We start from the raw sequence: 12,121 nt of genomic DNA on the forward strand, positions 1-12,121 counted from the left end.
CGCGGCGACAACAGTTGCGACAGTGGTACGCATAACTTTCATAATGTCTCCTGCAAGAATCCGTAAATGATTGTTTAGTGGCTACGAGGAGCAAAATAGGACAATCAGGTGACAGTTATATGTAAGGTTTATGACAGTTTGATGACAAGAAAAAAGAACTGACAATACTTTGATTTTAAAAACTATTTTTAGAGTAAAAAAAGCATGTCGGCAGAGAAATATGACAGCGGCTGTCATAAACAGCCGCAAAAGAAGTTTAGTTGGTAAATTCAATCGTCAGCGTGGCGCTGGCGGTAAAAGTGCCGGGCTGCGGGCGTTCGCCTGTCAGGCTGGCCGGGGCGGCGGAAAAGGTTACCGAGCCATTTTTACGCCCCAGCAGCGTCGTTGTCCCCATATCCGTCGGCAGAATACCGCCTTTCACATCAATGGGCACGTTGTTCTTATTGTAGATTTTAATTCCTACGTCTTCGTTACTGGTGGCGATAAGCGAGCCATCAGCACCCGGAGTGGTGGTATCAAAGGAAACGTCTACTCCCTGGGTTCTTTCATTTTCCATACCGGTGCAGGAAACATCGACGGTTTTCGTGATTTTATGCGTCGTTATCGCCTGGCCGATGGTTGATGAAAACTCAGAGGCCGGAATCGCATCAAAATCAACGGTAATATCCTGACCACCATTAATGGTACAGGACTGGGGAGCCACCAGGCTTCCCTGGATTCTGACTTTGGCAATGATATCTCCGCGTGGAGACGAGCTGGACAGCCCGGCATAGAGTACAGCAACATCCGTGAGCGGAATAACAACCGTCCCGTTAATCGACTTTTTAATATGGAAAGAAAGATGCGAGTCCGTTCCTGTATCTAATTTAACCCCAACAGCAGAAGTACTTGCGCCCCCGCAGGTATGATTTGTTGTATTCGGTACCTGATTCGACACATTTTCGAACGGCACGCCGGTATAACCAGCATTCAGAATGTAAATCTTCGTCCCAACATCCACATACTCATTAAGATAGTAAAAAGAAAGTCCATTGTAGGTATGGCTAAACACCATGCCCGGCGCGGGATCGCCAGTATAATAAATCTCATGGTAAGTCCCATTACGGTGAGCGGTATCGCACGTACACTTCACGCTGTAAGTATCGCTTGCGGTGGCATCAGCTACATCAAGTAATGTAGTTCCTGATACGTTGTGATCCGCCGCAATTTGCGTCAGCGGAAAGGTCAGGCTTAACACATGGGTACCGGTGGTGGTTTCACATGTTCCCGAGGTTGCGGCATATCCAGAAGCCGATCCCATAAAAAGTAGCGCCATACCGGCGTAGTGCCATCGATTCATCGTATCCATCCATTTACTGACAGGTTACAGGCACCTGTATTAATCCATTGGTCGCTTGTTCGGTTATCTGGTAAGACGCCTTACACTGCCTGGTGCCACCTTCGCCCCATGCCAATAAAAAATCACCGCTTTTGGGCATTCCCGCCAGGTAGAGATCGCCATTGTCTCCAACAATGCCGCTTACCGTTCCAGAGTCCAGTTGGGCGGTCGCCATTGCGCCAAATGGCGCAGGCTTGCCATTTGCCTGAGTCACATTAAACAGCACACGATAACCAACATGCGTCACAAACGCCGCTTTCACTACCGCGCCGCGCGTTGGGACCAGGTTCACCACGGTGTTATCCAGCTCAATATTGGCTTTGGCAAAATAATTACTGTCAATCGCCACACGGTTTTCATCGTAAGGGTTGAGCTGCGTTTTCACCGTATACCCACGCCAGTCGGTAGAGACCCCGGTCGCATTTTCAACCGATAGCCCATCTGCACCCGGCGCTTCCACCAGCGCGACCGTTTCCCCCAACTCCTGAGAGAAGGTTACGCCGTCGCCATGAACCAAAATACCGCCACGCGCGCCATAATTCAGGCGCTGCGAATCACGGCTCCAGGCGTAGCCGCCGTTTACCGAACCATAAGTACCGTCATATCCCATACTGGCATTACCACTGTAGGTATCTTCCGGCGTACTCATCCATGATTCCTGTACGTTATAAGAAAGGTTGTTCCCTTCCAGTAACGTACCGCCGACGCCAGCCTGCATCGTGCTGTCGTTATGGTTGTTCTGCGTCATCGAGTAGTTGACGTAGCTATTTTCCATCCAGCCGGAGAGCGGAATAGACACTGATAACATGAAGACCTGTTCATGATTGTTGTCGTCGTTGTTATCATCATCGTCATAATGGTCATTGCCATAATAACGGTTGATGGAATCGGTGTAGTTCCACGACACATTCCATGATATCTGTCGCCAGTTATTGCTGTAACCCAGTTGAACCAGGCGTTCAACTTCATCGGTCTGCCAGTATTCCTGGCGACTGACCGTCAGATAAATATTCCCCCAGCCGCGACCAAACGACTGCGTCCAGGTCCCTTCTACACGGCTTCGTCGGTTACCGGTCACCCAGAAATCAGAACTATTATCCTGTCGAGACGCCCATTCATCGAGGGTGTAGTAGCCTTCTGTTGAATAGCGATACCCCACCAGACGGAAATTCGTGTCGGTATCATCAAAACGTTTGGAATACAGAAAACGGTATGACTGGCCGCTTTCATCATCGCCATCATCAAAGTGCGAGCGCGCATGAGTCATATCAACGGATACGGCGCCAAACGATCCCATATCTTTACCCATGCCGAACGCTGCGGAGGCATAGTCATTCGCTATCTGCGTCCCACCATAGACTGTGAGGCCCCACGGCAAACCACGCAGCACCTGCGCCTGAATAACATTGGGAGTAAATCCGCTTTCATCGCGCATTTCCCCCACGCTGATATCAAAGTCAGTCTGACCTTCACGTTTGAGAACCGCCAGTGATGCATATGGCTGGGTAAAGTGCTGCTCGCTACCATCCTCTTCTTTGATGGTCACATCGAGGTCGCCGCCACCGCTGGTGGTATTCAGATCGGTGATTTCGAAAGCGCCTTGCGGCACTGCCGATTGATAAATGACATATTTATTCTGTCGGATAATCACGGTGGCGTTACTTTTCGCCACCCCGCGCACCACTGGCGCAAAACCGTTCTGGCTCGACGGTAGCATGTCATCGTCGGTATAGAGTCTGACCCCGCGGATCTGGGCGCTATCAAACACATCACTCGCTGTCCAGGTGTCGCCGACCATAATCTGGCTGCGCAGCGCGGCAATATCCCGCTGGACGTAACTACTAATTGAATGGTATTCCGTATTACTGCCCGTCGCGCTCAGCGTGCTGTAGTTACGCAACCGCCAGGCACCCAGGTTAATTCCGTTACGCAAGTTCAGATAATAAGTGTCATCCTCTTCGGAGTCGTAATTCGACTCCATGGTGTGCGTGCCGGAAAAATCATAGTTGACCATCATCGCGTTAATGCCTTCATCCCAACGGGAGGGGCTGATGTAGTCATACGCCGCAGTATTCAAATAAATCTGTGGAATGGAAATATTTAGCGCTAACTTATTGGCATCAAATGACCAGATAGCACCATCAATTAATGGAACAGGATTTACACAAGCTTTATTATCGACAGTCTGCAATGATTTTACAGCATCAACTTTGACACCATACGAGGATAAAGCATCCTTAATAGCGACAAAACAGGGATGTAGTTCAGCATCTGGTTTATCCTGCACAAATTTGACATCCCGGCGCTCAAACAGCTTTCCGTTAACGATAATATCGACCTTATAATCGCCAGGCGGGAGCGTATTCGAACGGTTGAACTGACGAATATCAACATCGACCGGATGATCGATTTCTAAAAGCTTTGGATTAAACAGACTGTCTCTGGCAAAAGCATGGGTAGCAACTCCCAGACAGGCGCTCGAAACCAGCGCGAGACAAAGACGCGAACGCATCATCGAGATATCCTTATCGGCAGGTTAAAGTGCTTGTTTTACGGGTTCGCTAATCGCGCCATAATCATTAATAAAGCGCCAGACTACAGAATGACCGGAAACGCCTGCAGGTAAATCCAGCGTCAGTGTTTCAAAAGGACGAATCATATTAAGAGGGATATTTTTACCATCAATATTAACGTCCATAATATTAATATGGATAGGGCTTTTATTTTCCACTACCAACTGGTTACCTTGCTTATGCCATTTGACTTTCGCAATGGCTTTTTCTGGAATTAAGTTGATGGCGGCGGGACGCCAGAATAATTTGATTCTTGTTTTAATGGCAATTTCCAGCGTGCTGGTATCTTTTTTATCACTTGATGGCGGAATATTTTTAACATTCAACCAGAAAACAGATTCCCGGTCTGTTGGTAACTCACCGGCGATTTTCACAATACGCAGCACTTTTTCCTGTCCAGGTTCCAGACGAGAGACCGGTGGGATTGCCGTAAAAGGTGGTTTGCTTTTATCGTCTTTATTAAACGGATCAACCCACACCTGGATAAGATAAGGCAATGTCGTTTCTTTATTATAAATGGAGATAGTGGTATCAGGCGCGTTACCTGGGAAAATAACGCGGGTTCCCCCCACCACAATCCCGGCAAAAGATTGCATGGTATAAAAAAGCACAACTATAGAAAAAACAAGTTTAATTAGCCGTGTCATCATATATTTAATCATCCCAGAAAAGAGCAAAAAGACGCCCGCGACTCCAGACAAAAGAGTACCTTAATGACAGGCGTCATTTAATTAATAAAACAAATCAACAGAATTGATGTTTGTATTATTTCACGTATTCAATTGTGAACTGAGAATCCGCGTTAGCGGTACCTGCGGTGACTGTAGCGCTGGTTGCGATATAACGCGCAATAAACTTCATTGAAGCTGTACCCGCAGTCGCATCAATATTGCTATAAGCAGAATCTTTGTACAGCTGAACCTGAGAGTTATCAGCACGGTTATAGATACGGATTGCTACGCCGGTAGCGGTTGTCGCGGTACCAGTGCCAGTGAAATCGCCAGGTGCAGAAGCGGTAGCCGGAGTACCTACAGCCAGGTCGCCATTGCCATCAGAAGCTTCGGTGCCATCAAAACGAACGGCCGCTTTTGTATATGTTGCCGGGCATTTGTCCAGATCGATATGGAATTCTGTTGGCGCTGCAGTGCTGCCAACCCCACTAAATGCGGTGCGGTTAACTTTACCCAGATCAACGTTCTGATCGGCAGTATCAGCAGTAACTTCACAGGTGCTATCAATGACTTCGCCACGGAAATGAACGGTGCCATCAGATGCGAGAACATTGCCAGCGAATACGGTAGAAGACAGAACTAAAGCGCCTGCAATTAAATTAAGTTTCATTACAACCCCATTAATAATATTATATCCTTGTGTTTTATTTATATTTCAAAAAATAAAACACACCATCCTTACGGCGGCGAAGAATACACCCAAGAATAGGGATTACAATAAAAATATTTTAATTAGATATTCATTTAATATTAATAGATGAATATGGGGTATGTGTTGTTTATTAAATATTAATTTCCATTATATACAAAAAAGGTGATTTTAAATACACCAGCCTATATATTTAGGAATTTATCAATACCATTATTCAACACTCGTCTAAAATGGCTCTTTTTTATCCAATTTAACAAAATAGATTCATTCACCACAAAAACGAAGTTGAATGTAAAGTTAGTTAAGCAAATAAATAAGCAAACAAGAATATTTGTAACCAAACATTAATAAAGGACAAAAGGTATAAAAAAAAGGCTGCCGATCGTTCAGCAGCCTTTTAGGTGACACATTTACTCTACGGTGACTGATTTCGCCAGGTTACGCGGCTGGTCAACGTCGGTGCCCTTAATCAGCGCCACGTGATAAGCCAGCAGCTGTAGCGGCACGGTGTAGAAGATTGGTGCAATAACCTCTTCCACATGCGGCAGCTCGATGATGTGCATGTTGTCGCTATCGGTAAACGCCGCGTCCTGATCGGCAAAGACATACAGCTCACCGCCGCGCGCGCGAACCTCTTCGATGTTGGATTTCAGTTTTTCCAGCAGCTCATTGTTCGGTGCGACGACAATCACCGGCATATCGGCGTCAATCAGCGCCAGCGGGCCGTGCTTCAGCTCACCGGCGGCGTAGGCTTCCGCATGAATGTAGGAGATCTCTTTCAGCTTCAGCGCGCCTTCCAGCGCGATCGGGTACTGATCGCCGCGCCCCAGGAACAGCGCATGATGCTTGTCGGAGAAGTCTTCCGCCAGCGCTTCGATGCGTTTGTCCTGCGACAGCATCTGCTCAATGCGGCTTGGCAGCGCCTGCAGACCGTGCACAATATCCTGCTCAACGGCGGCATCCTGACCTTTCAGACGGGCCATTTTTGCCACCAGCAGCAGCAGAACGGTCAGCTGAGTGGTAAACGCTTTGGTGGAGGCCACACCAATCTCCGCGCCCGCTTTGGTCATAATCGCCAGGTCGGATTCGCGCACCAGCGACGAGCCCGCCACGTTACAAATCGCCAGCGAGCCCAGGTAACCCAGCTCTTTGGTCAGGCGCAGGCCAGCCAGCGTGTCGGCGGTCTCACCGGACTGCGAGAGAGTAATGACCAGGCTATTCGGGCGCACGGCGGATTTGCGGTAACGGAATTCCGATGCGATTTCAACATCGCACGGCATACCGGCCAGCGATTCAAACCAATAGCGCGCCACCATTCCCGAGTTGTAGGAAGTGCCACAGGCGATAATTTGGATATGCTCCACTTTCGCCAATAGCGCATCGGCCTCCGGCCCCAGCTCACTCAGATCCACCTGACCGTGGCTAATACGCCCGGTTAAGGTGTTTTTGATCGCGTTCGGCTGCTCGTAGATCTCTTTCTGCATGTAGTGGCGGTAGATGCCTTTATCACCGGCATCGTACTGCACGTTTGATTCGATATCCTGACGCTTCACTTCCGCGCCAGTCTTATCGAAGATAGCCACGGTACGGCGGGTCACTTCCGCGATATCGCCCTCTTCCAGGAAGATGAATCGACGGGTTACCGGCAGCAGCGCCAGCTGGTCAGAAGCGATAAAGTTCTCGCCCATCCCGAGGCCAATCACCAATGGGCTACCGGAACGCGCTGCCAGCAGCGTGCTCGGATCGCGGGAGTCCATAATGACCGTACCGTAAGCGCCGCGCAGCTGTGGAATAGCGCGCAGCACAGCTTCACGTAAGGTACCGCCCTGTTCCATCTCCCAATGCACCAGATGAGCAATCACTTCGGTGTCGGTCGCTGAAACGAAGACATAGCCGCGCGCTTGCAGCATTTCGCGCAGCGGTTCGTGGTTTTCGATGATGCCGTTATGCACCACCGCAATGTGTTCAGACACATGCGGATGCGCATTGCCTTCCGATGGTTCGCCATGGGTTGCCCAGCGGGTGTGGGCAATACCAGTGCCGCCGGACAGCGGTTGTTCTTCCGCGGCCTGAGCCAGCATCTGGACTTTTCCCAGACGACGCAGACGGGTCATATGACCTTCTGCATCCACCACCGCCAGACCCGCAGAGTCGTATCCACGGTATTCCAGACGACGGAGACCTTCGAGAAGGATTTCAGCTACATCACGTTGCGCGACTGCGCCAACAATTCCACACATAAGTTTATGTTCCGATTTTTTACGCGTTGTCGGTCAACCTGTTGCCCGTATACCGGGCGCCCCGAGCCTTGTAGAGAGTGGGGTTATTTTTATAGGTACTGCATGGTGGGCGGGAGATTATGTTATCTCCTCGCCTTTGTTGCCTGATGCGGCTACGCCTTATCAGGCCTACTTCTTAATCTTCACCGGACGCTGCCAGCCTTGCTTGTGTACCTGCGGTACGCGGCTCAGCACCAGTTCGTTATCCGCGACGTTGCGGGTGACGGTAGTCCCGGCGGCAATCGTCACGCCTTTGCCAATGGTGACCGGCGCCACCAGCTGGCTGTCGGAACCAACAAAGACGTCATCGCCAATAATGGTTTTAAACTTATTCGCGCCATCGTAGTTGCAGGTAATGGTCCCCGCACCGATATTCACGTTGTCGCCAATTTCCGCGTCGCCGAGGTAGGTCAGATGGCCGGCCTTCGAGCCTTTACCCAGACGCGCTTTTTTCATTTCGACGAAGTTACCGACGTGAGCGCCTTCCAGCAGTTCAGCGCCCGGACGCAGACGCGCAAACGGCCCGATGGTGCAGGCGGCTTCCAGATGCGCATCTTCCACCACGCTGTACGGACTGATTTCACAGTCATCGCCGATGGTGGCGTTTTTAATCACACAGCCCGCGCCGATTTTGACGCGATTGCCCAGCACCACGTTGCCTTCAAGGATAACGTTAGTATCAATTTCGACATCGCGCCCGTGAGACAAGGTACCGCGCAGATCAAAACGCGCCGGGTCACGCAGCATCACACCCGCCAGCAGCAGCTTTTCAGCCTGCTCAGACTGATAAATACGTTCAAGGCGGGCAAGCTGCAGACGGTTATTCACACCGTCGGTTTCACTGATACGCGCCGGATGTACCGCGGCAATTTCACGCCCTTCCTGATACGCCATGGCGATAATATCGGTGATATAGAACTCGCCCTGCGCATTGTTATTGTCGAGCTTCGCCAGCCAGCGCTTCAGATCCGCGCCGTTGGCAATCAGGATACCGGTGTTAATTTCCTGAATCTGACGCTGTGCTTCGGTGGCATCTTTGTGCTCGACAATACCGGTCACTTTGCCGTTTTCACGGGTAATGCGCCCATAGCCGCTCGGATCGTCCAGCACCACCGTCAGCAGACCTATTCCGCCCTGCGGCTTGGCTTCGCGCAGACGCTGCAGCGTTTCTACCGATATCAGCGGCACGTCGCCGTACAGCATCAGAATGTCTTCATCATCCGCGAAGTACGGCGCAGCCTGCTGCATCGCATGACCGGTGCCCAGCTGTTCCGCCTGCAGCACCCAGTTCAGGTTATCGTCGGATAAGGCTTGCTTAAGCAAATCACCGCCGTGACCGTACACCAGGTGAACCTGGTTTGCGCCAACATGATTCGCGGCATCAATGACATGCTGCACCATCGGCTTGCCAGCCAGGGTGTGCAGCACTTTAGGAAGATCGGAATACATACGCGTGCCTTTGCCAGCGGCAAGGATCACAACGCTCATGGTACGGTTAGACATAGGTATCCTGTCTGTAGATTAAGTATGAAGTAAACCGGGTTCTTGTTGAAAATTCTACATATTTTGCAGCATGAAATGGCTTGCTGATAAAACGTTCAACATCCCCTTACGTCCTGACTTTCTGTCCTTATTTTCGTCTATATCAAATCTATTTGTCTTGTAAGAAATCAGACCCAGCGCCATATTCTGCGCTATCTCACTGCTTATCTTGTTTTTTTATCACCTGAATAAAGGATTAACCATTTCAAAACGGCGTTTTATTTACTCATTATTGTGACGAGCAAAAAAGAAACAACGTTTTAATTTGTTGATAATTACGTCGATCAACCATTCAGGAAGATAATATGAACAAGAAGATACCTCTGGCTCTTACCCTTTGTAGTGCAGCGCTTTCTCTCGCGGCGCAGGCCCAGACGCCCCAGCAATGGAAGGCGATCGCTTTTGGGCAGTCTACTGACGTTAACTTCTCCTCCAACGTTCTTCCGGAGAAAGTGGGCGTAAACAACGTCACTATCGATGGTAAGACGCTGACATCACAGCAAATTGCCGACCTCAGTAAACCTATCACCATCGAAAGTCGCGGCGGCAAAATCGCCAACTCGCACGACGGTTTGACCTTCTTCTACACCACGTTACCGAGCGATGAGAACTTTGTGCTATCGGCCACGGTAACCGTCGATCAGTTTGGCCCGGAAAACGGCGCTAAACCGGCCGCACAGGAAGGCGCGGGGCTACTGGTGCGCGATATCATCGGCATCCCACGCCAGGAACCGCTGAAAGAAGGCTATGAAGAGTTTCCTGCGGCATCGAATATGGTGATGAACGCCATTATGACCCAGGACAAGAAAGATGATTACCGCGTGAAGCTACAGGCGATCGCACGTAACGGTATAACCCAACCATGGGGTAACGCCGGATCCGAGATTAAGAAAGTCAGTTACAAGGAAGGGGTTGATCTGCGTCAGTCGCCGACGTTCCGCCTGAAGCTCGAACGGACAAATGACGGCTTCGTTACCGCCTGGGCGCCGGAGGGAAGTGAAGAGTGGGTGACTGAGCGCGTGCCGCACGCAGATATGATCTCCGTGCAGGATAAAAAACAGTATTACGTGGGCTTCTTTGCGTCACGTAATGCCAAAATTACCGTTAAAGACGCTTCGCTGACCACCTCTGAGGCGAAAACCGTGGCCTCTAAACCGTTCGTCGCCAAATCATGGCCGGTGGTGATGCAGGTCGCTTCAGGCAGTAAGAGCCTGACGCCAGAGTACACGCTTCAAGCGCGTGCCAACTACGACGGGCTGTTTACCGTTCGGCATAATGAAGTGGTGATCGGGGAGAATAAAGCGGTGAAGGCCGGCGAGATGTTCACTCAGCCCGCCACGCTGAAAGAGAGCAATACCTTCCAGGTGACCTTTACCCCCACCAGCGGTAAAGACCGGACGCCGGTTGAGCAGCAGTTGACCGTTAACCAGCAGAAAGGTATCTCCACCAGCACGCTGTACGCGGCAGCAAACGGCAAGGCAGATGCAAAAGGTACCGCCGACGCGCCAATGGATTTGCAAACAGCCATCGAGCTGGTCGCGCCGGGCGGAAAAATTGTGCTGGCGGCAGGTGACTATCCGAAGACCGACATTCCGCTCTCAGCCAGCGGTCTTGAGAATGGTCGTAAAACGCTGGAAGCCAACGGTAAAGCGGTTATCCACGGTATGCTGTTGGACGGTAACTACTGGACGCTACGCGGCGTGGATATCACCGGGAAGAGCCTGCGTATTCAGGGCAGCCATAACCTGATCGAGAATGTAACGGCTTATCGCAATGATGATACCGGGATTCAAATTTCCTCGGTCGATAAGATTGGTCGTCCGCTGTGGGCAAGCTATAACCGCGTGGTAAACTCGGAGTCCCACAGCAACGAGGATCCAGGCAAGATCAACGCTGACGGTTTTGCGGTGAAGATGCGCGTGGGTGAAGGCAACCGACTGGAAGGATGCTACTCACACAACAACATTGATGATGGCTTCGATCTGTTTAATAAGATTGAGGACGGCGCCAACGGCGTGGTGGTAATCGAGAACTCTGTCGCCCGCGACAACACCAGCAACGGCTTCAAGCTGGGCGGCGAAGGGCAGCCGGTGGCGCACGAAATCCGCAACAGTATCGCGATCGGCAACCATCTTGATGGCTTCACCGATAACTTCAACCCAGGCAAGCTGGTGGTGGTCAATAACGTCGCCGTCGACAACCAGCGCTTTAACTTTATCTTCCGTCCAAGCCCTTATGGCGATGCATCTACGCAGGGTGTATTCAGCGACAACATTTCGCTGCGCAGCCAGCCGGGGAAATATGATGATGCGGTGGTGGGCAACATTGATGCCACGAACTACTTCATCGAGAAGGGCAAAAGCGTGAACACGGAAGGGAAGGAACTGCGTGCGCAAGACTTCCAGTCGCTGACATTACCACAGCCGCTGGAGCGTAATGCGGACGGCAGCTTTAAGACCGGTGATTTCCTGAATAAGGATTAAGGCGTAGGTTGTACTACTGGTCAAAATACAAAGGTCGCCGTAAGGCGACCTTCTTCATTTTTGGGTTCTGTTTACACCGCATGTGTTGTCGTTTTCGTTAGCGGTACAGCGCATCACAGAACAGCATCTGACCTACAGGTGGGCGGCCAGTGCGGTCATCAACCTTACAGGTTGAAAGTACCGAAAGAGATGTTCATAGAGCTGAAGAGAGCGATGATTTTGTTGATCAGTTTCATGATTTTTATCCTGCGATAGTAGTGATATTTTTTGTGACTCAACTCACAAAACAAAGTCTACTCCTCCGGATTTTATCGATCAACAGTTTTGTGACTCAAATCACAAAATATTTAAAATACCTTTTCAGTTTCATTTAAATTAAAACAAAGCATAAAAAAAGCCAGCCTGGAGACCAGACTGGCTTTTTGAGTTTCAAGCCGGTGTTACATCGCTTTTTTGGTCAACTCGATAACGCGCAGTTTAGCG

At 50.3% G+C, this 12,121-nt stretch carries 7 protein-coding genes; 1 reads left to right on the forward strand and 6 read right to left on the reverse strand.

The genetic code is table 11. The features are described from left to right. Positions 1-256 precede the first annotated feature (256 nt). From ACW14G_RS20415 to glmU, 6 genes are all read right to left on the reverse strand, one after another. Positions 257-1,339: a fimbrial protein gene (locus tag ACW14G_RS20415; protein ID WP_167574682.1), complete on the reverse strand. Its 1,083-nt coding sequence runs from the start codon at positions 1,337-1,339 to the stop codon at positions 257-259. Between the two features lie 13 nt (positions 1,340-1,352). Further along, positions 1,353-3,893, reverse strand: a complete 2,541-nt coding sequence (locus tag ACW14G_RS20420) for a fimbria/pilus outer membrane usher protein (RefSeq protein WP_249022538.1) — start codon at positions 3,891-3,893, stop codon at positions 1,353-1,355. 21 nt (positions 3,894-3,914) lie between these two features. Further along, positions 3,915-4,601: a fimbrial chaperone gene (locus ACW14G_RS20425; RefSeq protein ID WP_249023387.1), complete on the reverse strand. Its 687-nt coding sequence runs from the start codon at positions 4,599-4,601 to the stop codon at positions 3,915-3,917. Between the two features lie 115 nt (positions 4,602-4,716). Further along, entirely contained in the window at positions 4,717-5,292 is a 576-nt protein-coding gene (locus ACW14G_RS20430; RefSeq protein ID WP_167574680.1) for a chaperone-usher fimbrial major subunit, read from the reverse strand. 452 nt (positions 5,293-5,744) lie between these two features. Continuing rightward, positions 5,745-7,574, reverse strand: a complete 1,830-nt coding sequence (gene glmS / locus ACW14G_RS20435; RefSeq protein ID WP_223803611.1) for a glutamine--fructose-6-phosphate transaminase (isomerizing) — start codon at positions 7,572-7,574, stop codon at positions 5,745-5,747. Between the two features lie 168 nt (positions 7,575-7,742). Further along, entirely contained in the window at positions 7,743-9,116 is a 1,374-nt protein-coding gene (gene glmU, locus ACW14G_RS20440) for a bifunctional UDP-N-acetylglucosamine diphosphorylase/glucosamine-1-phosphate N-acetyltransferase GlmU (RefSeq protein WP_167574678.1), read from the reverse strand. A gap of 344 nt (positions 9,117-9,460) precedes the next feature. Here glmU and ACW14G_RS20445 point away from each other — a divergent pair, with 344 nt between their 5' ends. Beyond that, a complete protein-coding gene (locus tag ACW14G_RS20445) occupies positions 9,461-11,638 on the forward strand; it encodes a right-handed parallel beta-helix repeat-containing protein (RefSeq protein ID WP_163449338.1) in 2,178 nt (725 codons plus the stop codon). Positions 11,639-12,121: the final 483 nt, after the last annotated feature.

Source organism: Kluyvera sp. (assembly GCF_965301105.1).

Excerpts from the sequence above, each read along its gene's own strand:
- ACW14G_RS20415 (WP_167574682.1), bottom strand. The coding sequence starts at position 1,339 with ATGAATCGATGGCACTACGCCGGTATGGCGCTACTTTTTATGGGATCG.
- ACW14G_RS20445 (WP_163449338.1), top strand. The coding sequence starts at position 9,461 with ATGAACAAGAAGATACCTCTGGCTCTTACCCTTTGTAGTGCAGCGCTT.
- glmS (WP_223803611.1), bottom strand. The coding sequence starts at position 7,574 with ATGTGTGGAATTGTTGGCGCAGTCGCGCAACGTGATGTAGCTGAAATC.
- ACW14G_RS20425 (WP_249023387.1), bottom strand. The coding sequence starts at position 4,601 with ATGATGACACGGCTAATTAAACTTGTTTTTTCTATAGTTGTGCTTTTT.
- glmU (WP_167574678.1), bottom strand. The coding sequence starts at position 9,116 with ATGTCTAACCGTACCATGAGCGTTGTGATCCTTGCCGCTGGCAAAGGC.
- ACW14G_RS20430 (WP_167574680.1), bottom strand. The coding sequence starts at position 5,292 with ATGAAACTTAATTTAATTGCAGGCGCTTTAGTTCTGTCTTCTACCGTA.
- ACW14G_RS20420 (WP_249022538.1), bottom strand. The coding sequence starts at position 3,893 with ATGATGCGTTCGCGTCTTTGTCTCGCGCTGGTTTCGAGCGCCTGTCTG.